Raw genomic sequence first — 20,910 nt, forward strand, 5'->3', positions numbered from 1 at the left:
TTGATGCACCGGGCCGCACACCCTGCCGAGATCTGACTTCGGATCCCCCGCAACCAGAAAACCGCTGGCCCCGCCATGTCCCTGAACCGCTCGATCCTCCTCGTGTTGCCGCTGCTCGCGGCAGCGCCCGCACTGGCGCAGACGACCGTGACCGGACAGCCGGCGACGGGTGGCACGTCGAGCGCGACCTCAGGCGGGCAGAACGCCGTGACGCGGCCGAACACCGATCACGCTAACGATGGCAAGGCAGCCGCAACCGGCACGGGGGCGAACGTCAAGCTGGAGCGGGGCGCCAACAGCTTCACCGAGGGTGAGGTTCGCCGCCGCCTCGAGCGGGCCGGCTACCACGAGGTCAAGGACCTCAAGAAGGACGCCGACGGTATCTGGCACGCCAGCACCATGGTGGATGGTAAGCCCGCCAGCGTCGGCCTCGACTTCAAGGGCAATGTCGCGGTCCAGTAGCCGGCCCCCTCGCTCGATCTGTCCCGCTCGAACATCTCGGAGTCATCCCATGCCCACGCAGACCCTCTCGGCCCTGTACGATCGCTACGACGACGCTGCCGCGGCGGTGACGAAGTTGGAGGCGGCCGGCGTGCCGCACTCCGATATCAGCCTCGTCAGCAACAAGGCGGAGACCAGCACCGCCGGAACCGGCGACACGGCCGACCATGCCACCACTGGCGCGGGTACCGGTGCGACGCTCGGCACGATCCTGGGTGGCGGTGCGGGCCTGCTCGCTGGCCTCGGGTTGATGGCCATCCCGGGCGTCGGACCGGTCGTGGCCGCGGGCTGGCTGGTGGCGACGCTGACCGGTGCAGGCATCGGTGCCGCAGCGGGCGGTTTGACCGGCTCGTTGACCGGCGCCGGCGTGAGCGAGACAGATGCGCACGCCTACGCTGAGGGTGTACGCCGTGGCGGCTCGCTGCTGACCGTGCGGGCGGATGAGGCTCACGCTGCTGTAGCCACGCGCATCCTGGAGGAGCATGGCGCCGTCGATCTCGACGCGCGTGCGCAGGGTTGGGAGAGCGAGGGCTGGAACAGCGGGACGGCCGGCGAGGCCCGAGGCGATACCTCGACTTTGATCGGCTCGGATGCCGCCGCCGGCTCGCTCGTACGCGAGAACGTTGCGGTCAACCCTCCTGTGACGGACACCGATACGCGGACGTCCGGTGCCCGGCGGGTGCGGGTCTACAATCACCCGATTTGATCATCGGGATCCACCCGCCAGAGCGGCCTCGTCAGCGACCAGTACGATCACCCGGCCTGCGGCCGCATCAGGAGTACAGACCATGGGCCTACTCGACAGCATCATCGGCAGCGTGGTCGGCGGCAATGCTGGTCAGCAGCAGGGAGGCGGAGCAAATCCTCTCGTCGGTGTCCTGATGAGCCTGCTTGCTGCGCGGGCCGGGGGCGGCCTCGGCGGCATGGCTGGTAACGCAAGCGGCGGCGGTCTCAGCGGCCAGGGTGGCCTCGGTGGTCTGCTGGGAGGCAGTAGCGGGGCCGGTGGGCTCGGTGCTCTGGTCGAGCAGTTCACCCAGGCCGGTCACGGCGGGGCGATCAACTCGTGGATCGGCAGCGGCCAGAACCAGCCGATCGCGCCGCACGATCTCGGCGCGGCGCTCGGTCCGGAGACGGTGGGGCAGCTCTCGCAGCAGACCGGGATGGGCAGTTCCGACCTGCTGTCGCAGCTCTCGCGACTGCTGCCCGGTGTGGTCGACCAACTCACCCCGCAGGGCCGGATGCCGACCGAGCAGGAGCACGCGAACTGGTAGCCTGTGTTGCGCGGCGCCCACGGAAAATACGGGCGCTGGCGTCCAAGCTGACCCACCGCAGACGCGCCCATTGACGGCTGCTGATCCTGGTACTCGCCTCGGCGACGGCCAGCGGCACCCCGAGCCGCCTCCTTGCGGCGGTTGGTCCAAAGTAGTGGCACCCCTTCGAGGCAGACCGCCTCCCATGCGTCTTTCCCGGCTCTCACGAGAGCTTCCCCCAGCGGTGGAACGCAACACCGACACGGGCAAGTCGCCAGTGCAAGGAACCATGGTGGACCTGAGGACACTCCGCACGCCAGGTGGGATCCCCCACCTGGACGCGCCGGTCGATCCAACCGCAACGAGCACCGTGATGGTGCCGAACAAGGAACACAGCCATGGCCCAGAACGCACACCACGAGGCGGCCAAGCACCACGAGGCCGCCGCCAAGTCGCACAAGACCGCGGCCGAGCACCACGAGAAGGGTGACGAGGCCACCGCGGCCAAGCACTCGAAGGAGGCGCACGGCCACTCCGAAAAAGCGCACGAGAGCTCGGCGAAGGCGCACAGCAAGAGCAGCGCCAAGAAGTAGTTCGCGCAATCGAGCCACGGCTGGGCGCGCGATCTTCGTGAGCCCAGTCACCTCACTCAAGAGGCCATTTCAGCTGATGGCGGCATAACCTGCGGCGGGTTTGGATATGAACGCGACGGTGAACAAGATCGAGCGGGAGATCGAGGCTGGGCGGGCGCGGCTCGACGGCGTGCTCAACCAGCTCCAGGATCGCCTCCACCCCGGTGCGTTCGTCGAGGACGTGCTCGGGACAGCAAGGCGCAGCGGTGCCGGCGGCGACCTCTACGACCTGTCCGTAGATGCTGTGCGACGCCATCCGATACCGGTGCTGCTGATCTGTGCCGGGTTGAGCATGCTTCTGGCGCGAGTCAAACAACCTGCGAAGCTGTCAGCCGGCAATCTACCATCGGCTTCGGTGCAGGGAGACGAGCGCCTCCGACGAGGCAGACGCGCGCGGATCTACCCGGAACCGATTTAAGTGTTCGGACTGTTTCGAAGCAGACCTCCTTCCTAGAAGACGCTGATATCTTCAACAAACGAATGAGTTCCGGTTAGAGGAGAGATCCGGGTCAGCGCCGATCCGGACCCTACCACCTTCTCAATCAAGGGTGGCGCAGGCAAGTAGCCGCCATCAGTACTCGCAAGGCGAACGCCTATGTTTGCAACGCTTGGTGACAGGAACGGATGAGGGTGATCAAAGGTCCTCAGCTTCTCGCAGCACGACTGTCTATCGCCTGGGCTCCTGCCGAGATGGCCAAGCGAGCCAAGGTGCCTCTAAGCGTCGTAACGCGAGCCGAGAGCAGCCCTGACGAACCGATGGTCACAATCGCGCAGCTGAATGCTCTGGTGCAGGCGCTTCGCACGGCCGGCGCCAGCTTTCCACCTCCAGCTACTGAGGCCGAGGCTGCTCCGATCAGTTAGTCTGCCGGCTCACAAGTACCATCAACGATGTGTGAAAACGCGTTTTGCCACCAACAGAGAACCTAAGCTGAGCTGGGTAAGTTTAGCTTCGCAGGAGACGCGGAGTGCACCATGTCAGACCCAGATGCCTTTGCCTGCGAGATCGCCGCGCTCCTCATCGCTGACCTAAAGACCTCGGGCGCGCGCACGCGACCCGAACTGGAAGAAGCGTGTCGTATCTCACTGAGGAGCCTTCTCGGCGACGCCGAGGTGCCACAGCAGATCGCCGTCCTGATGCCCATCGGGCTTGATCGCTGGCCTAAGGTCGTCGTGCAGCCGCGTAAGGTATCGGAGGACGAATAGCAGCCTATGAACGATCTCTCTGAGCTCCTCTTCACCAGCCCGTAATCAAATCAAGCGACGGGGCACTTACGGGCGTCTGCTGACTTTGAGGTTGGAGCAAGGTTGCGAACCTTGAGCGTTCGTCGACGTTCGGCCGTAAGCCTAATCCTACAACTCGCTCAACTCGCGCACTTCCCAACAGCAGAGCATACCTGTTCAAGGCCGCAAAATCGTGCTCGGCGTTACAGCAGCGCGAACGGCAGAACTGAGCTTTTATCGCCGAGGTTCTACCAGTATGTCAGCTGAGCCGAGTACCGCTTCACGCCAGCCAGCGCAGGTGCCGCCGCCTCTAGTCCCGGGTGTCCACGGGCTGCTCACCCTCGCCATCGGCGTGGTGCTGATCGCGGCTCTATACTTCGGCCGCGAGGTGTTCATCCCTCTCGTGCTGGCCGTGCTGCTCAGCTTCGTCCTGGGTCCCGTCGTCAACTTGCTCCGGCGGATCAAGCTCGGACGGGTGCCCTCGGTCATCGTCGCTGTCCTGCTCGCTCTAGGAATGCTGGGCGGCATCGGCGCGGTCATCGGTACGCAGGTGGCCGGGCTCGCCGGAAACCTGCCGCAGTACCAAGCCACCGTGCAGAAGAAGTTCGCCGGGCTGCAGCAAGGCTGGTTCGGCGAGGCCAACCGCCTCCTCCAGAAGTTCAACCACCAAGTGCGGGACGTGACCCAGAAGGCCGACGCCGTCGGTACGAGCGCGGCGACCGGGCCAGCTGGCGACACGCCCAAGCCGCAGCTCGTTCGCGTGCAGGAGCCCGAGCCCTCGCCGCTCGCGCTGGCCGAGAAGGTGCTCGGTCCCGTCGTTTCGCCGCTGACCGACGTCGGCATCGTCCTCGTCGTGGTGGTGTTCCTGCTCCTGCAGCGGGAGGATCTGCGCAACCGCATGATCCGCCTGTTCGGATCGAGAGACCTGCACCGCACGACAGTGGCCATGGACGACGCGGCGGGCCGGCTCGGCACCTACTTCCTCGCCCAGCTCGGTATGAACGCGGCCTTCGGTGTCATCGTCGGCGTCGGCCTCTGGTTCATCGGCGTGCCCAACCCGCTGCTTTGGGGCGTGTTCTCGGCGATCATGCGGTTCATCCCGTATATCGGCTCTTTTATCTCGGGCATCCTCCCGGTGGCATTGGCCGCCGCGGTCGACCCGGGCTGGTCGATGGTGATCGCGACCGCAGCGCTGTTCCTGATCGCCGAGCCGATCTTCGGGCAGGTGATCGAGCCGCTGCTCTACGGCCACTCCACCGGCCTCTCGCCCTTCGCGGTGATCGTCTCGACCCTGTTCTGGGGCTTCCTGTGGGGCCCGATCGGCCTGATCCTGGCCACCCCGTTCACCGTCTGCCTCGTGGTGCTCGGCCGCCACGTGGACAGCCTGGAGTTCCTCGACGTCCTGCTGGGCGATCGGCCACCGCTGACGCCGGTGGAGAACTTCTACCAGCGCATGCTGGCCGGCGACCCGGACGAGGTGCGTGACCTTGCCGAGGGCATGCTGAAGGAGCGCTCCCTGTCCTCGTACTACGACGAGGTGGCGCTCAAGGGCCTCCAGCTCGCCGCCAACGACTACGCCCGCGGGGTCGTGACGCCGGCGCAGCTAGACGGCATCCGCAACTCGGCTCGCTCACTGGTGGAGGATTTCGAGGGCCATCCCGACGCCGAGCCGGACGGCGAGGACAATGCGCTCCATCCGAAAGACACCCCGACGCTGGCCGAACGCGCGCACCCGAAGAACGAGGCCGTACCCGGCCAAGCCCCGCCGCGCGAGAGCCTGCCGGAAGCGTGGCGCGGGGAGGCGCCCGTCCTGTGCGTGGCGGGGCGCGGCCCCCTCGACGAGGCCTCCTCAGCGATGCTGGCCCAGTTGCTGCGCAAGCACGGGCTCGGCGCCAAAGTCATCGGCTACGAGGCCGTCTCACGGGACCGTATCCGCGATCTCGACCTGACGGGCGTGGCGATGGTGTGCATCTCTTACCTGGACATCAGCGGCAGCCCGGCGCACCTGCGCTACCTCCTGGAACGCCTGAAGCGGCGTGCGCCCGGTATGCCGGTTCTGGTCGGATTGTGGCCTGTAGGTGAGAAGGTGCTCACCGACGCCGCCCTGGGCCGACAGATCGGCGCGGACGTCTACGTGGCCTCGCTGCGCGACGGGGTCGAAGCCTGCTTGAAGGCGGCTCAGACGGCGACCGACTCGGCGACTAAACCGCACGAGCTGCAGGACGGTAGGAAACCGACAACGTCGGCGCCATCATCACTTCGGCTTGTTCCCTGAGACGCCTTCGCGGGAACAGCCGACAGCAACCAATTGGCTGCATATCCGCCTCGCGCACATCCCGACCACGTCCGCGGATGGTGGTGCCGAGATAACTCCTCCGCCGATTTTGGAGACACTTCGGTGTGTCTCCGGCGTCATCGCGGGCGAGTGTTTTACCCGGTTGAACGCGCCACCGAACCGACATTAGTTCCGTAAGCTGCCCTTATTCGAATGGCCGATCGCAGCCGGTAGCATCAGCTTACGGGACGTCGTCAAAGCCATCTGAACGACCGGGTTGGGCGCAAAGCCGAACGACCGGTTCTTCTCGCGTCGGCAGTTTGGCTTGGCGTAGTCTGGCCGAAAGCGGCTGGTCCGCTGTCGAGCGATGACGCCATTGAAGCGGACGTTCAACTCGCGCCCTGATCGCGTGACCAGCGTCGTACCCGGGGCAGGCCCGGTGAGGAGCCCACCACGGCGGAAGAGGACGTTCAGCGCCGCCCCGGTCGCTTGTATCAGCGGCCGAACGACATCGGCCAACGCCCATTGTCGAACTGAGGGCTTCCGCAGCCCGACTGTGCACAAAAAGCATCGCCGAGGTTTCATGGCCGCCGAACCCGTGTCGAACCTGCTGCGTCGGTCCGGACCGCCGGAACCTGTGTCCCACGTCGACCCGCCGCGGGCGTTGGACCCACGTTTCAGCGAGGTGGTGCCCCACCACGCCCGCCTCTTCTCGCTCTACGATCAGGCGATCTTCGGCGAAGGCCCAACCTGGTGGCCCGCCCAGAACATCCTGGTCTGGTCGGATGTTGAGGGCCGCCGTGTCCTCGGCTGGCATCCGGACGGGTGCGTGCGGGTGGTCATCGACGCGACCCCCTTCATCAACGGCAACACGGTCGACCGGAACGGCGACCTGATCCATTGCGAGCACGGCAACCGCCGCCTGTCCCGCACGACCCCTGGCGGGCGCTACGCGGCGGTGATCGAGACCTATGACGGACGCCGCTTCAACGCGCCGAACGACGTCGTCTGCGCTGCCGACGGCGCCCTGTGGTTCACCGACCCAGCCTACGGCCTGCGCCTGCCCAAGCAGGGTGTGTTGGCCGAGTCCGACCTCGGTCACCACAGCGTCTACCGCTTCGACCCGGCCACCGGCACCGTGCGGCGCATGGTCGATCTTGGCCAGCCGAACGGGCTCGCCTTCGCGCCGGACGGGCGCACCTTCTACGTCAGTGACACGTCCCGCACCGAGGGCGGCGACGGGCACACGATCTACGCGTTCCCCGTGTTGGACGATAGTAGTCTCGGGGAGCGGCGCGTCTTCGCCGAGGTCGAGCCTGGCGTACCGGACGGTTTCCGCGTCGACCGCCGCGGCTGGATCTGGACGAGTTCCGAGGCTGGCGTGCAGGTCTTCTCGGCGGAAGGCCACCGGCTCGGGCTGATCCCGACGCCGCAACTCTGCTCCAACTGCTGCTTCGGGCCGGGCGAGCGGCGGCTGTTCATCACGTCGAAGCAGCACCTCTACGCCATCGACCTCGCGGGCGGGTGAGCCAGACTGCTCACGCAAACGTCAGCGCGCCCGTCCGTACCGCAGGAACGGCGTCGGAAGACAGCCAGTTAGCCCCACGACGTCGCGCGGACGATCGCGCGTCAGATGCATAATCCCGACGCCGCATTCGACGCGCCGCCACCGCCCCGTGCTGCGCGGCCGCGCGGGTTCCAAGGAGGTGTTCCATGGCCGACTCCGTCGCGGACTTCTTCTGGAAGCGTCTGGCCGAATGGGGGGTGAAGACGATCTTCGGCTACCCCGGGGACGGCATCAACGGCCTGCTCGGCGCCCTTCAGCGCAACGACCTGCCCTTCGAGTTCATCCAGGTCCGCCACGAAGAGATGGCGGCCTTCATGGCGACCGCCTACGCCAAGTTCACCGGTGAGGTCGGCGTCTGCCTCGCCACCTCCGGTCCCGGCGCGACGCACCTGCTCACCGGCATGTACGACGCCTATTCGGACCACGTGCCGCTGCTCGCCATCGCCGGCCAGCAGGCCCGCAACGTCAACGGCGCGCACTACCAGCAGGAGCTAGATCTCACGAGCGTCTACAAGGACGTCGCCGCCTACGTGCAGCAGGCGGCGAGCCCGGCCTCGGTCCGCCACATCGCCGACCGTGCCATGCGCATCGCCAAGGCCGAGCGGAAGGTCGCGGCGATCATCCTGCCCAACGACCTGCAGGACGTTCCCTACGAGGGGCCGGTGCGCAAGCACGGCAACACCTTCTCGGGCGTCGGCTACACCGCCCCGAAGGTCGTGCCCTTCGACGGCGACCTGCGCCGGGCGGCCGACGTGCTGAATGCCGGCCAGAAGGTCGCGATCCTGGTCGGCGCCGGCGCGCTCCACGCCACCGACGAAGTCATCGCGGTGGCCAACAAGCTCCAGGCCGGCGTCGCCAAGGCGCTGCTCGGCAAGGCGGCGCTGCCGGACGACCTGCCCTTCGTCACCGGCACGATCGGCCTGCTCGGCTCCAAGCCGTCCTCCGACATGATGGCCGAATGCGACACCCTGCTGATGGTCGGCTCGGGCTTTCCCTGGGCCGAGTTCCTGCCCGAGGAGGGGCAGGCCCGCGGCGTGCAGATCGACATCGCGCCGGAGATGCTGTCGCTGCGCTACCCGATGGAGGTGCCGCTCTGCGGCGAGGCCGCCGAGACGCTCACCGCCCTTCTGCCGCTCCTCGACCAGAAGCAGGAGGGCGGCGCCTGGCGGACCGGGATCGAGAAGAACGTCGCCTCCTGGTGGAAGGAGGCCGAGGACCGGGCGATGGCCAAGGCCAACCCGGTCAACCCGCAGCGGGTGACCTGGGAACTCTCGCCGCGCATGCCCGAGCGGGTGATCGTCACCTCGGATTCCGGCTCCTGCGCCAACTGGTACGCCCGCGACCTGAAGATGCGCCGGGGCCAGATGTGCTCGCTCTCGGGCGGCCTCGCCTCGATGGGCGCGGCGGTGCCCTACGCCATCGCCGCCAAGGTGGCGCATCCCGACCGGCCGGTGATCGCGCTGGTCGGCGACGGCGCGATGCAGATGAACAACATGGCCGAGCTGATCACGGTGGCAAAGTACATGCATCGCTGGTCCAACAAGACCTGGATCTGCTGCGTGTTCAACAACGAGGACCTGAACCAGGTCACCTGGGAACAGCGGGTGATGGAGGGCAACCCGAAATTCGAGGCGAGCCAGACCATTCCGAACGTGCCCTACCACAAGTTCGCCGAGCTGATCGGCCTGAAGGGCCTCTACGTGGACGACCCGGCGCAGGTCGGGCCGGCCTGGGACGAGGCGCTGGCGAGCCCGGTGCCGGTGGTGCTGGAGGTCAAGACCGATCCCGAGGTGCCGCCGCTGCCGCCGTTCTTCACCCTGGAGCAGGTCAAGAACTTCATGTCGATGCTGGGCAAGGGCGACTCGAAGGAGCGCCACCTCCTGGCCGACACCGCCCGGCAGGTGCTGAGTTCCGTCCTGCCCGGCGACCGGAAGTAGAGCTAAGATCCGGCTCCGATGATGCGTGAGGACCCGACGATCGGGGCGGTGCGGGCCCGGGCGTTCACCGTTCCCACCGACGCGCCGGAGGCCGACGGCACCTTTGCCTGGGAAAAGACGACTCTCGTGGTCGCCGAGGTCGAGGCGGGGGGCGAGACTGGCCTCGGCTACAGCTATACCGACGCGAGCGTCGCGCAGCTCATCACCAAGACCTTGGCGGCACGCCTCTCCGGCCTCTCCGCCCTCGATATTCCGCGGGTGAACGGGGTTCTGTGGGGCGCTGTGCGCAACCTCGGCCGCTCCGGGCTCGCGGCCACCGCGATCTCAGCCCTCGACACGGCCCTGTGGGACCTGAAGGCGCGCCTCCTCGGCCTGCCGCTCGCGAGCTTGTTCGGGCGGGCGCGGGAGCGCGCGGATATCTACGGCAGCGGCGGCTTCACGAGCTACGACGACCGGCAGTTGCGCGAGCAGCTCGCCGGCTGGGTCGAGCAGGACGGCTGCCGCGCCGTAAAGATGAAGATCGGCAGCCAGCCAGAGCGCGATCCGGCCCGCATGGCGGCCGCCAAATCGGCGATCGGCACCGCGCAGCTGTTCATCGACGCCAACGGAGCCTTCACTCCGAAGCGCGCCGTCGCGGTCGCGCGGGCGGCCGAGCCGTTCGGCGTACTGTGGTTCGAGGAGCCGGTGTCGAGCGACGATCCCGCCGGGATGGCCTCCGTCCGCGCGGCGGCGCCCGCCGGGATGGAGATCGCGGCAGGCGAGTACGCCTATACCCTGAACGACCTGCGCGGTCTGCTCGCGGCCGGCGCGGTCGACGTCGCGCAGGCCGACGTGACCCGCTGCGGTGGCTACAGCGGCTTCCTGAAGATCGCGGCCCTCTGCGAGGCGGCCCATATCGACCTGTCCGGCCACTGCGCGCCGGCTGTGCACCTGCCCGTCGCGGTGGCGGCGCCGCGCTTCCGGCACCTCGAATGGTTCCACGACCACGTCCGCATCGAGCGGATGCTGTTTGACGGGGCCCCCGTGGCTCGCGACGGGGCCATCGCCCCCGACCTCACGCGCCCAGGCCATGGCCTCACCCTCAAGACCCGGGACGCCGATGCCTACGCTGTCTGACCGCGGTCCGCGCCCGCCGGAGCGGCGCGGCGGCGCGCCGGGATCGTCCGGACCCGCCCTGAAGCGGCGCGTCGCCCCCGTGCGGGTCGAGGCCGCGGTGCATCCGGTGGTGGTCCTCGCCGCGGCCGCTGTCGGCGCCGGCCTGCTGACGTGGTTCGCTTCCGGACGCGAGAAGCGCCTCGATCCGGCCGGCTCGGACGGGCGCCGCTACGCGCCCCGCGGGCGCGCGGTGACGGCGAGCGCGGCGCAGCGCCTCAACCACGCCTCGACGATGCTCGCCGCCTCGGTGCTGTTCGATTCCGGTCTGGAGCATTACCGCGGCCAGTTCTTCAATCGGGCGATGTACACGCCGATCATCGTGTCCAGCGTCACCCTGGCGGCGTCCCTGCACGGGGCCGGCGACACCGATCCCGGCAGCTCCCGCGTCCGGCACGGGGTGCAGGTGTTGGCCGGGCTGACCGGGCTGATCGGCTTCGGCTTCCACGCCTACAACGTCGGCAAGCGCGAAGGCGGTTACTCCTTCCAGAACCTGTTCTATTCCGCCCCCATCGGCGCGCCGATGGCGCTGACGCTTGCCGGCATCCTCGGCGGCGTCGCCGAGCGGGTGCGCGACGCTGACCCCGACCAGCCCCAACTCGGCGGCCTGCCGGCCGGGCGCGCGCTGGCGCTGGCCACCGCGGGCATGCTCGCCGGCACGACCCTGGAGGCCGGGTTGCTGCACTTCCGCGGCGCCTTCCAGAACCCGGCCATGTACATCCCCGTCTCCCTGCCGCCGCTGGCCGCCGCCCTCCTCGTCCGGGCCGCCACGAGGCCGGTGGGCGCGCGCCAGACGGGGGCGAGGCTCGGGATGTGGGCGGTCTCGGCGATGGGCGTCGGCGGCGTCGCCTTCCATGCCTACGGCGTCGCCCGGATGATGGGCGGCTGGGACAACTGGCGCCAGAACCTTATCGACGGGCCGCCGCTCCCGGCCCCGCCCTCCTTCTCGGGCGTGGCGCTCGGCGGGCTCGCCGCCCTCGAACTGCTCGAACACCGACCCTTCCGCTTCTGAGCCGGGTGTCCCATGCTGCCGAGACGTGACCTCTATCCCGGCTACGACGTGCTGGCGAAGCGCGACAGCCCCTCTTGGAACGCCAAAACCCGCGCGGTTCTGGACGAGCGGCTGGCGATCGGCCCGGAGACGCGCCGCTTCTTCGACGAATCCGAATGGCCGACGATGAAGGCGATCGCCGACCGGATCGTGCCGCAGCCGGCGGACCGGGCGAATCTGGTCCCGGTGGCGGCGCTGGTGGACCACAAGCTCGCCACCGATACCCGCGACGGCTACCGCAACCCCGATCTGCCCGAAGAGCGCGAGGCATGGCGTCGGGGGCTGAAGGCCCTCGACGCCGAGGCGCGGGCGCGGTTCGGCGCGCGCTTCCACGAACTCGGCGCTTGGGCGCAGGACGCGCTGCTGAAGCTCGCCGAGGCGGGCGAACTCACGGACGCCGCCTGGGCGGGCATGCCGTCCAAGCTGTTCTTCAAGCAGCGCGTGCTCGCGGATGTGGTGGAGGCCTACTACGCCCACCCGACCGCCTGGAACGAGATCGGCTGGGGCGGCCCCGCGAGCCCGCGGGGCTACGTCCGCATGGCTTTCGACCGCCGCGATCCTTGGGAGGCGGCCGAGGCCAAGCCGGGCCGCGAGGACGAGGCCCACGCAGAGAACCTCTTGGTCGGTCGGTAAGGATCTCCCTCGCTCATGCGTATCCCCGGCCTCGGCAACGCCGCCGACAACCCAAAGCACGCCACCCCCGGCGACGATCCGGAGCACCATCCCCGCGCCCGAGACGGCCGCGCGCCCAACGTCATGCGGATCGGCGAGTGGGTGCCGATGCGTCAGTACCGGGACGACGAGGAGGTCGATTTCGTCATCGTCGGCACCGGCGCGGGCGGCGGAACCCTGGCCTGCCGGCTCGCGGAGCAGGGCTTCTCGGTGGTGGCCTTCGATGCCGGCCCGTATTTCCGGCCGCTGGAGGATTTCGCCTCGGACGAGAGCCACCAGTCCAAGCTCTACTGGACGGACGAGCGCATCGTCGACGGCGAGAACCCGCTGCAGATGGGCTCGAACAATTCCGGCAAGGCGGTGGGCGGCTCCACCGTCCACTACGCCATGGTGGCCCTGCGCTTCCGGCCGGAGTGGTTCAAGGCGCGCACCCTGATGGGCTACGGCGCCGACTGGCCGATCGGTTGGCGAGAGATGTGGCACTACTACGATCAGGTCGAGGACGACCTCAAGATCTCCGGCCCGGTCTCCTACCCCTGGGGGCCGCACCGGCGCCGCTATCACCGGCGCGCACACGAGATCAACGCGGCCGCCAAGGTGCTGGCCCGGGGCGCCGAGGCGATGGGCATCGGCTGGACGCCGACGCCGCTCGCCACGGTCTCGGCCCCGCACGGCGACGCGCCGCCATGCGTCTACCGGGGCTTCTGCACGCTCGGCTGCTCGACCAACGCCAAGCAGAGCGTGCTGGTGAGCTATCTGCCCCGCGCCCTGAAGGCCGGCGCCGAGATCCGCGACCTCGCCATGGTCGGGCGCATCGAAACGCGGAACGGGCGCGCCACCGGCGTCCACTATCACCGCGAGGGGAAATGGCGGTTCCAGCGCGCCAAGAACGTCGTGGTGGCGGGCTACGCCATCGAGACGCCGCGCCTGCTCCTGAACTCGGCCAACCAGGAATTCCCGGACGGGCTCGCCAACTCCTCGGGCCTCGTCGGCAAGAACCTGATGGTCCAGGGCAACCAAGCGGTCTGGGGCGTCTTCGACGAGGAGATCCGCAGCTACAAGGGCCCGCCCTCGCTCGCCATCAGCGAGCACTGGAACTACGACGACACGGGTCACGGCCCCTTCGCCAAGAACTTCTTCGGTGGCTACTCGTACATGAGCCAGGGCCCGCTGCCGCAGCTCTGGGCCAATACCCAGGCTTCCGCGCACGGCCTCTGGGGCGAGGCGCTGGTGGCCGAGATGCAGCGCTACAACCACGTGGCCGGGCTGAAGGTCGTCTCCGAGTATATGCCGCAGGAGCGCAACCGGGTGACGCTCGCGGACGTCAAGGATCAGTATGGGTTGCCGGTGGCGCGTATCACTTATTCCTGGTGCGACAACGACAAGGCGCTGAACCGGCACGCGCTCAGGTTCATGCGCGAGGCCCTGGTGGCCGCGGGCGGCCGCGAGGTCTGGGACCAGACCGACGACACCTGCCACCTCAACGGCACCGCCCGAATGGGGTCCGACCCGCGAACCTCCGTGGTCGATGCCGACTGCCGCTCCTGGGACATCCCGAACCTTTACGTTTGCGACGGCTCGGTCTTCCCGACGGTCGGCGGGGTCAATCCGTCGCTCACCATCCAGGCAATCGCGCTGCGCACGGCCGATCGGATCTCGGCACAAAAGAGGTGATCCACGTACAGCGCTCCACTATAGCTCTACTATTGACCGCTTCTAGGCTGAGGTTCGATGGATCAAATCGAGCGATAGAGGTGCCGAGCGGCTGGCTGAACTTGGCCGAAAGCGGCCGGTCCGCTTCTGAACAACTCAGGGCAGAGAGCGGACGTGCCCATCCCGGAACACTTGGGAATCAGCAACTGGAATGGTCTTTTGGCATGGGCGGCTTCGACTCGGACGTAAGTGCTCAGCGGCGGCCCTGCTCGGGTCCACGGTCAAATCCGACAGCCTATGCCTCCTTGACGAGATCAGAGAGCCAACTCCGCGCCCTCTGAAGCTCGTCCCACGGCGTTTCTCCGAGAGGGAAATGCACCCCAAGGACGACGCTGAGCACCGCGTTCAGGTGCGCTAAGTGCTGCCGCTCCTCTGCACTTTGGATGCCGCCGCCGCGCCGCTCGGCGATGATCGCGTCGCGGAACTTCGTCAAGTCGGCCGTGGCTTCCGAGAGCTTGTCGTCATCCCTCTGGGGCTTGCGCGCCAGCACTGTGTCGAGGGCTGAGAGCGCCCGGCGCCCGCATTCCTGTCCGGGGGCGGCGCTCACGACACCGCCTCCCGCTGCCGGAGCACGTCCGGACGGGCTTTGCGGCCAGGCCGAATGTTGCAGGTGATCGCCTTGGTGGTGTGGATGCTGGTGTTGGCATCACCCGTGATCGCGAGCAGCACATTGGCGACGTCGCCCCGCGCGTAGCCCTGCCACCCGTAGACCCAGGGCATCCCGATCTGGTGGACCACTCGGCCGTCGATGCGGAACGGCTTGAGCCGCTCCGTCACCATGGCGCGGACCTCGACCTCACCCCGCAGGGTGGAGATCACGGTCCAGCCGAGATGGTCGATTCCGAGATTCGCGGCGAGCTCCGGCGAAATCTCCACAAAGGCCTCGGGCTGCAGCTCCGCCGTGTGCGGCATCACCCGGGTGGCGATGCCGCCACAATGCATCTCGGTCAGGCGGAAGGTGGTGAAGATGTATGGGAAGCGCGGGTCGGCGGTGGCGTGGAGTTCGTTGCCGGGACGTCCCCAGAGCTTCGCGGTCGGATTGCGCTGCTGCTTCGGGTAGAGCGGGTTCCGGACCGGGCTCTCGATCGGCTCGTAATGCGTCGGCAGCGGGCCGTCCTTCAAGCCGGTCGGCACGAACAGCGCGCACTTGCCATCCGCCTCCATGATGAACGGGTCGTCACCGCCGAGCGCGTCCATGCCGTGGGGGTGCTTCGACCAGTCCGGGCGGTAATCGGGTCGCTTGTCGGCCACGAAGTCCGGCACATCGTCACCGGTCCATTTGGCCTGCGCCTCGTCCCACCAGATCATCTTCTTGCGCTCCGACCAGGGCTTCCCGGCGGGGTCCGCGGAGGCTCGATTGTAGAGCGTCCGGCGATTGAGTGGCCAGGTCCAGGCCCAACCGAGATGGGCACCGGACTCGCCCGGTCCGTCCGGCCGGCGCGAGCGGGAGAGGTTCTTCCCCGCCTCCGGGAAGATGCCGCAATACATCCAGCCGCCGCAGGCGGTGGAGCCGTCGTCCTTAAGCTGGCGATAGTCTGGCACCTGGCGCCCGTCCGCGACGGTCCGACCGTTGATCTCGCGCAGCACTGCCTCAGCGTCGGGCTCCTGCTTCTCGCCCTTGAGTTCGTAACCCCAGGTCAGCGCCTGGATCGCCCGGTCCTTCGGCTCGGTGGAATCCCGGTACAGCTCCTTCAGTCGGCGCCCGAGATGGACGATGAACCAGAGGTCCGAGCGGCTGTCGCCGGCGCCTCACAGACCACGTCGTGCCACTGGACGAGGCGGCTCGTGTTGGTCACCGACCCGTCCTTCTCCCCCGGCATGGCAGCGGGCAGGAAAAACATCTCGGTGCCGATCTCTTCGGGCCGGACCTCGCCCTTGCGGACGCGGTGGCCCTGCTGCCAGAAATTGGCGGTCTCTGTCATGGCAAAGTCGCGCACGACCATCCATTCGAGATTGGCGAAGCCGCGCTCCACGAGTTCGGAGTTCACCGCTCCTACGGCCGGGTTCTGGCCCAGGATGAATTGCCCCTTCACGACCCGGTCCGACATCGCCATGGTCATCGGCTCCTGGGAGGCGTCGCCGGTGAGCTTGGGCAGAAACTGGTAGCCCCACTCATTACCGGCCGTCGCGGCCTCCCCGTACCAAGCCTTCAGCAGGCTGATCACGTATTTCGGCATGTTCGACCACCAGCCCGTGGGCGGCGTTTCGGTCTTGAGATACCGGTCCAGGGTGGCGTGGTCGTGGAAGACGTTCGGCTGCGGCAGGTAGGTCGGCAGCATGTTGTAGAGCGTTGGGATGTCGGTGGAGCCCTGAATGCTGACATGGCCGCGCAGCGCCATGATGCCGCCGCCCGGGCGCCCGATATTGCCGAGCAGGCCCTGGATGATGCTTGCCGCCCGGATGATCTGGACGCCGGTGGAATGGTGCGTCCAGCCCACCGCGTAGGTGAAGGCCCCGGTCTTCTCCCGCCCCGAGTTCTTCGCGAAGATCTCGGTGATCCGGACGAACAAGTCCTTCGGGCAACCTGTCACCCGCTCGACCATCTCGGGCGTGTAGCGCGCGTAATGGCGCTTCATGATCTGGTAGACGCAGTTCGGGTGCTGCAGGGTCGGGTCCTGCGCCGGCGGCGACCGGGTCATGCTCTCGAAGGCTTCGCCCTCGTTCGACGCGCCTTCCTGGGACTGCACCCGGTGCTCAGCCACGGGCGAGGGCACGGTCTTGCCGGCGTATTGCCACGTGTCCTGCGAGTAGGTCCCGGCCACCGGGTCGTAGCCAGAGAACAGGCCCTCGTTCTGCTCAGGGTCGCCGTAGCCCTCCTCGATGATGTGACTGATGTTCGTGTAGACCAGGGCGAAATCCCGGAACCACAAGTCGTTTTCCAGGATGTGGCGGATCATCCCCCCGAGGAACGCGATGTCGCTGCCCGAGCGAATCGGCGCGTAGATGTCGGCGAGCGCGCTGGTGCGGGTGAAGCGCGGGTCGATGTGGATGACGGTCGCGCCGCGGCGTTGGGCCTCCACGACGAAGCGGAAACCCACCGGATGGTTCTCCGCGATGTTGGAGCCCATCTCGATAATGCAGTCGGAATTGGCGAGGTCCCACAGCGCCATGGTGGCGGCGCCGCGCCCGAAGGTGGTGCCCAGACTGGGCACCGAGGACGAGTGTCAGATGCGCGCCTGGTTCTCGATGTTCACCATCCCGAGGCCGCCGCCGAACAGCTTCTTGATGAGGTAGTTCTCCTCGTTGTCCATGGTGGCACCCCCGAGGGAGCCCAGGCCCAACGTATGATTGATGATCCGGCCGTCAGGCAGGGTCTCGGCGAAGGTCTCGTCGCGGACCTGCTTGGTGAGCTGGGCGATGCGCTCCATCGCCCAGGCCAGCGGCCGCTTCTCCCAGCGGTCTGAATAGGGGGCGCGATAGAGCACGTCACTGATCCGCTCCGGGGAGAGCAGCATGCCCAGCGTCCCGGCACCCTTCGGGCACAGGGTCCCCTGATTGATCGGGCTGCGCGGGTCGCCCTCCACGTGGATCGGCTTGCCGTTCTTGGCGTAGATCAGCTGGCCGCAGCCCACTGCGCAGAACGGGCAGACGCTGGTGCCGATCCGGTCGGCCTCCTCCAAGCGCGGGCGCAGGTTCGCCGAGGTCGTGCTCCGGGCCGCCTCGGACATGACACTCTGCCCAGCGAGCTGGCGGGGGAGCGACCAGTCCCGCACGAAACCTGCCACCCTCTCCGACAAACGCCTGCGGATCGTCGCCATGGTGCCACCCGTTGCTCGGCCTTCGTGCCGGTAAGTCGGGTGAGCGTTCGTTTTGTTCCCGGCTCGGACCGGTCGCGCAAGTAACCCTGCCGTCTGATCTAAGGTGAGCCCGGCGCGGCTCTGAACCTTCCGCCCGGTAGTCGAGTTGTCGGGGCAGTTGCGAGCGATTCCAGCCTGCAACGGCCGCATCCGGGGACGAGCTTTGACGTATGTTAAAGAGGGTGTGGTCACCATCGTCCAGGAGAGCCGCTTCCAGCTCACGGACGACAACGGGATCGCGCACCTGTTCCTGCTGGACCGCAACGCCGCGGCCGAGCCGGCGCAGCTCGCGCCCCTTCAGGCCCGCCAAGCGCGGGTGCGCGTGATCTACGAGCCCGCTCGCAACCTGATCGGACTCGTGGCCCGCTCGGTCACCCTCCTCCCGCACTCCCCAGCCCGCTGAGGAGGCGTCCGCTGATGAACATGCACCCCCGTGCCCTCGAGCACGCCTACTCCACCCTGGATCACGTGATCCCCGACGAGTCCGAGCTCACCGCCGGCGTGCGGATCGAGCCGGGGCGGTCCTACGGCTTCTTCACCGACACCACGGTCTGCATCGGCTGCAAGGCCTGCGAGGTCGCCTGCAAGGAGTGGAACAACCTCCCGGCCGACAATGTCGGGCTCACCGGCCAGAGTTTCGACAACACCGGTGCCCTCTCGGCCAACAGCTGGCGGCACGTGGCCTTCGTCGAAAAGTCGGGCACCCACGGCCTCCGGGACGGCCTGGACCAGAAGTTCCAGTCCGGCTGGCTGATGATGAGCGACGTGTGCAAGCACTGCCATAACGCCCCCTGCTTGGAAGCCTGCCCAACTGGGGCTCTGTTCAAGACCGAGTTCGACACGGTCGTGGTCCAGCAGGATATCTGCAATGGCTGCGGCTACTGCGTGCCCGCCTGCCCGTTCGGCGTGGTCGACGTCAGCACGGTGGACGGCAAGGCGCACAAGTGCACCCTCTGTTACGACCGCCTCAAGGGCGGCCTGGAGCCGGCCTGCGCCAAGTCCTGCCCGACCGACTCGATCCAATTCGGCGAGCTGTCGGACCTACAGGCCCGAGCGGCAGAGCGGGTGGAGCACCTGCACGGCATCGGCGTCGAGAGCGCCTACCTGTATGGTACCCCCGACGCTCCGGGAGCGACCGGCGGGCTCGGGCACCTCAACGCCTTCTTCCTGCTGATCGACCGGCCGGAGGTCTATAACCTGCCGGCCGCCCCGACCCGGCCCGCCAACCGGGTGGCGCCGAGCCTCGCCACCGGTCTCGCCACGGTGGCCGCCCTGGCGCTGGCGAGCGCCTTCCTGTTCGCGCCGCAGCCGGGGAGGCGCGCGTGACCGCCACGATCAGCCCGGACGCGGCTGCTGCCACGCAGGACGGGCCCGAGGACGCGCCGCGCGTTCCTCACCGAGCCACCGAGCCGCCCTCGGTGCACGGCCGGCCGAACCGGGCCGGCTGGACTGGGCCGACCTATTATGGCCGGGCGCAGCTCAAGGCCTCGCCCTTCGAGAATCCGGTGGTGGGGGGCTATATCTTCCTCGCCGGCCTGTCGGGCTCGTCCGCGGTGATCGCCGCCTTGGCCGACCTCCGGCAAGGCGCTGCGGCGAGGCCCCTCGTCCGCCGGGGGCGCTACCTTGCGCTGCTCGGCCCCATCCTCGGGGCGCCGCTGCTGATCTACGACCTGCACACGCCGAAGCGCTTCTACAACATGCTGCGCGTGGCCAAGCACACCTCGCCGATGTCGATCGGCACCTGGATCCTGATGGGCTTTTCCGGCGCCGCGGGCCTCGCCGCGGCCGCGCAACTCGGCACCGACCTCTGGCCCCGGGCACGGGGCCTGAACGGCCTCGCCCGAGCCGCCCAGGTACCGGCGGCGCTCACCGGCTTGGGTCTCTCGACCTACACGGCCTCGCTCCTCTCGGCGACCTCGACGCCCCTCTGGGCGGCGGCCCCGCAAAGCCTCGCCATGCGCTTCGGTGCCTCGTCGATGGCCTCGGCGGCCTCTGCCCTGGCGCTGACCGAGCCGGAACCGGACCGCCGCCGGGCGCTGGAAGGCACGGCCGCAGCGGCGCTCGCCGTCGAGCTAGTGGGCGCTGCGATCTCGCACGCAACCTACCGGCGCGCGGGCGTCGCGGGCGCACTGAGGGGGAAGGCTGGACAGGTGGAGCACCTGGGAGCCACGTTGCTCGGGACCGCCCTACCGCTTGGAATCCTCGCGGCCTCGCTCCTCACCCGCCGGGGATTACCGCGTCCGGTGACCGCGCTGGCGGCAGTCGCCACGCTGGCGGGTGCCGCGGCCCTGCGCGTATCGATCATGGCGGCGGGCGACCAATCCGCCGAGGATCCGAACGTGAGCTTCCGCTTCAGCCAGCCAGAGAACTTACCCCCGTGAGTGGCTAAGCCCTGCTGAGCAACGTTGGTCTGGCAACGCCAAAACGGATCGGCGCCTGTTCTCACATCGCCCGCTATCGCCCAAGCCGCAGCATGAGCGGCTATGACAGGTCGACTTCGGCCACATCCCAGCGCGCCGTCAGGTGGCAGGTGACCTCGATCCGCCCAGATTGTCTCAGGCGGCGTAAACCGCCGAGACAGTCGACACGCCGAGAAGACCGGCAGATTTTCGAGACTGCCTGTAACCTGCGCTGCTCGATATCCGCTTTGCGGGAGAGCGCCGAGTCGGCTGAGTAAGCCGCAATGGGCGCGAAGCCGAATGTCCGGTTTTGCGCGTGATGGCGATCCGGCGTGACGCACTCTGGCCGAAAGCGGCTGGTCCGCTTCGGAGCGCAAGCAGCAGGTTAGCGGACGCTTTCCGATGCCCTGAGCTTAAGCTCGATCCGACACGGTGGCCCCCGGCGGGCAAAAATTCCCTATGACGGCAACGCGGATCACGCCGTGAACCTGGCGATCAAAATCACCAACACCACCGCCTTGCTGCGTACCGCGGTGCTACTAATCAACTCGGTGATAGCCGAGCCAAAGATCCGCTTTCAGTCCTCAAAGTTCCGCACAGTAGCAACCTAGAGTAAAGCAAGGCCGCCCGGCTTCCGAGCGGCCTTGCCGTTGCTGCATCAAGCGTGACTGCCGCCCATTCCACGACCTTTTCGAGTCTGCGCGTGGGCCAAGCCATGGTCGGCCTGCCCGAGCCCTGACAGG

18 protein-coding genes and 1 pseudogene are annotated in these 20,910 nt (G+C 67.9%); 17 read left to right on the top strand and 2 right to left on the bottom strand.

The genetic code is table 11. From position 1 onward, the window contains the following. Positions 1 to 75 precede the first annotated feature (75 nt). From M6G65_RS14455 to M6G65_RS14515, 13 genes are all read left to right on the top strand, one after another. Positions 76 to 462, top strand: coding sequence for a hypothetical protein (locus M6G65_RS14455; protein WP_238199943.1), 387 nt, complete (start codon positions 76 to 78; stop codon positions 460 to 462). 49 nt (positions 463 to 511) lie between these two features. Next, on the top strand, positions 512 to 1,207 hold the full coding sequence (locus tag M6G65_RS14460; protein WP_238199945.1) for a hypothetical protein: 696 nt from the start codon (positions 512 to 514) through the stop codon (positions 1,205 to 1,207). A gap of 82 nt (positions 1,208 to 1,289) precedes the next feature. Next, positions 1,290 to 1,772 (top strand): YidB family protein, encoded by a 483-nt coding sequence (locus M6G65_RS14465; RefSeq protein ID WP_238199947.1) that lies wholly within the window; start codon positions 1,290 to 1,292, stop codon positions 1,770 to 1,772. Between the two features lie 377 nt (positions 1,773 to 2,149). Then, positions 2,150 to 2,344, top strand: coding sequence for a hypothetical protein (locus M6G65_RS14470; RefSeq protein ID WP_250104089.1), 195 nt, complete (start codon positions 2,150 to 2,152; stop codon positions 2,342 to 2,344). Positions 2,345 to 2,462: 118 nt separating this feature from the next. Then, positions 2,463 to 2,801 (top strand): DUF3618 domain-containing protein, encoded by a 339-nt coding sequence (locus M6G65_RS14475; protein ID WP_238199951.1) that lies wholly within the window; start codon positions 2,463 to 2,465, stop codon positions 2,799 to 2,801. A gap of 554 nt (positions 2,802 to 3,355) precedes the next feature. Then, complete coding sequence (locus M6G65_RS14480) at positions 3,356 to 3,586, top strand: hypothetical protein (RefSeq protein WP_238199953.1); 231 nt, start codon at positions 3,356 to 3,358, stop codon at positions 3,584 to 3,586. Between the two features lie 274 nt (positions 3,587 to 3,860). Next, positions 3,861 to 5,879, top strand: coding sequence for an AI-2E family transporter (locus M6G65_RS14485; RefSeq protein WP_238199955.1), 2,019 nt, complete (start codon positions 3,861 to 3,863; stop codon positions 5,877 to 5,879). A gap of 583 nt (positions 5,880 to 6,462) precedes the next feature. Next, complete coding sequence (locus M6G65_RS14490; RefSeq protein WP_238199956.1) at positions 6,463 to 7,407, top strand: SMP-30/gluconolactonase/LRE family protein; 945 nt, start codon at positions 6,463 to 6,465, stop codon at positions 7,405 to 7,407. A 185-nt stretch (positions 7,408 to 7,592) separates the two neighbouring features. Then, positions 7,593 to 9,383 carry a thiamine pyrophosphate-requiring protein gene (locus tag M6G65_RS14495; protein ID WP_250104090.1) on the top strand — a complete coding sequence of 597 codons (1,791 nt, stop codon included), beginning with the start codon at positions 7,593 to 7,595 and terminating at the stop codon, positions 9,381 to 9,383. A 21-nt stretch (positions 9,384 to 9,404) separates the two neighbouring features. Further along, complete coding sequence (locus tag M6G65_RS14500) at positions 9,405 to 10,499, top strand: enolase C-terminal domain-like protein (protein ID WP_238199496.1); 1,095 nt, start codon at positions 9,405 to 9,407, stop codon at positions 10,497 to 10,499. Further along, a complete protein-coding gene (locus M6G65_RS14505; protein WP_238199493.1) occupies positions 10,483 to 11,547 on the top strand; it encodes a hypothetical protein in 1,065 nt (354 codons plus the stop codon). The genes M6G65_RS14500 and M6G65_RS14505 overlap by 17 nt, the downstream gene beginning before the upstream one ends. A gap of 12 nt (positions 11,548 to 11,559) precedes the next feature. Then, the gene (locus M6G65_RS14510; protein ID WP_238199492.1) at positions 11,560 to 12,219 is read left to right on the top strand and encodes a gluconate 2-dehydrogenase subunit 3 family protein; all 660 of its coding nucleotides are present in this window, start codon (positions 11,560 to 11,562) and stop codon (positions 12,217 to 12,219) included. Positions 12,220 to 12,234: 15 nt separating this feature from the next. Next, positions 12,235 to 13,932 carry a GMC family oxidoreductase gene (locus M6G65_RS14515; RefSeq protein ID WP_238199491.1) on the top strand — a complete coding sequence of 566 codons (1,698 nt, stop codon included), beginning with the start codon at positions 12,235 to 12,237 and terminating at the stop codon, positions 13,930 to 13,932. Between the two features lie 274 nt (positions 13,933 to 14,206). Here the strand turns inward: M6G65_RS14515 and M6G65_RS14520 are convergent, their stop codons facing one another. Both M6G65_RS14520 and fdh read right to left on the bottom strand, forming a co-directional pair. Then, on the bottom strand, positions 14,207 to 14,518 hold the full coding sequence (locus M6G65_RS14520) for a hypothetical protein (protein WP_238199490.1): 312 nt from the start codon (positions 14,516 to 14,518) through the stop codon (positions 14,207 to 14,209). Beyond that, positions 14,515 to 17,729 (bottom strand): annotated as a pseudogene (gene fdh, locus M6G65_RS14525) (formate dehydrogenase). Before fdh ends, M6G65_RS14520 begins: the two are co-directional and overlap by 4 nt. Positions 17,730 to 17,931: 202 nt before the next feature. Here fdh and M6G65_RS14530 point away from each other — a divergent pair. From M6G65_RS14530 to M6G65_RS33470, 4 genes are all read left to right on the top strand, one after another. Beyond that, positions 17,932 to 18,171: a hypothetical protein gene (locus M6G65_RS14530; RefSeq protein ID WP_238199487.1), complete on the top strand. Its 240-nt coding sequence runs from the start codon at positions 17,932 to 17,934 to the stop codon at positions 18,169 to 18,171. 14 nt (positions 18,172 to 18,185) lie between these two features. Then, on the top strand, positions 18,186 to 19,094 hold the full coding sequence (locus M6G65_RS14535) for a 4Fe-4S dicluster domain-containing protein (RefSeq protein ID WP_238199486.1): 909 nt from the start codon (positions 18,186 to 18,188) through the stop codon (positions 19,092 to 19,094). Beyond that, positions 19,091 to 20,149 (top strand): NrfD/PsrC family molybdoenzyme membrane anchor subunit, encoded by a 1,059-nt coding sequence (gene nrfD / locus M6G65_RS14540; protein ID WP_238199485.1) that lies wholly within the window; start codon positions 19,091 to 19,093, stop codon positions 20,147 to 20,149. The genes M6G65_RS14535 and nrfD overlap by 4 nt, the downstream gene beginning before the upstream one ends. A 500-nt stretch (positions 20,150 to 20,649) precedes the next feature. Beyond that, positions 20,650 to 20,778: a hypothetical protein gene (locus M6G65_RS33470; RefSeq protein ID WP_283214908.1), complete on the top strand. Its 129-nt coding sequence runs from the start codon at positions 20,650 to 20,652 to the stop codon at positions 20,776 to 20,778. Positions 20,779 to 20,910 lie beyond the last annotated feature (132 nt).

The organism is Methylobacterium tardum (assembly GCF_023546765.1).
Classification (GTDB): domain Bacteria; phylum Pseudomonadota; class Alphaproteobacteria; order Rhizobiales; family Beijerinckiaceae; genus Methylobacterium; species Methylobacterium tardum.

Excerpts from the sequence above, each read along its gene's own strand:
- M6G65_RS14455 (WP_238199943.1), top strand. The coding sequence starts at position 76 with ATGTCCCTGAACCGCTCGATCCTCCTCGTGTTGCCGCTGCTCGCGGCA.
- M6G65_RS14460 (WP_238199945.1), top strand. The coding sequence starts at position 512 with ATGCCCACGCAGACCCTCTCGGCCCTGTACGATCGCTACGACGACGCT.
- M6G65_RS14465 (WP_238199947.1), top strand. The coding sequence starts at position 1,290 with ATGGGCCTACTCGACAGCATCATCGGCAGCGTGGTCGGCGGCAATGCT.
- M6G65_RS14470 (WP_250104089.1), top strand. The coding sequence starts at position 2,150 with ATGGCCCAGAACGCACACCACGAGGCGGCCAAGCACCACGAGGCCGCC.
- M6G65_RS14480 (WP_238199953.1), top strand. The coding sequence starts at position 3,356 with ATGTCAGACCCAGATGCCTTTGCCTGCGAGATCGCCGCGCTCCTCATC.
- M6G65_RS14485 (WP_238199955.1), top strand. The coding sequence starts at position 3,861 with ATGTCAGCTGAGCCGAGTACCGCTTCACGCCAGCCAGCGCAGGTGCCG.
- M6G65_RS14490 (WP_238199956.1), top strand. The coding sequence starts at position 6,463 with ATGGCCGCCGAACCCGTGTCGAACCTGCTGCGTCGGTCCGGACCGCCG.
- M6G65_RS14495 (WP_250104090.1), top strand. The coding sequence starts at position 7,593 with ATGGCCGACTCCGTCGCGGACTTCTTCTGGAAGCGTCTGGCCGAATGG.
- M6G65_RS14500 (WP_238199496.1), top strand. The coding sequence starts at position 9,405 with ATGCGTGAGGACCCGACGATCGGGGCGGTGCGGGCCCGGGCGTTCACC.
- M6G65_RS14505 (WP_238199493.1), top strand. The coding sequence starts at position 10,483 with ATGCCTACGCTGTCTGACCGCGGTCCGCGCCCGCCGGAGCGGCGCGGC.
- M6G65_RS14510 (WP_238199492.1), top strand. The coding sequence starts at position 11,560 with ATGCTGCCGAGACGTGACCTCTATCCCGGCTACGACGTGCTGGCGAAG.
- M6G65_RS14515 (WP_238199491.1), top strand. The coding sequence starts at position 12,235 with ATGCGTATCCCCGGCCTCGGCAACGCCGCCGACAACCCAAAGCACGCC.
- M6G65_RS14535 (WP_238199486.1), top strand. The coding sequence starts at position 18,186 with ATGAACATGCACCCCCGTGCCCTCGAGCACGCCTACTCCACCCTGGAT.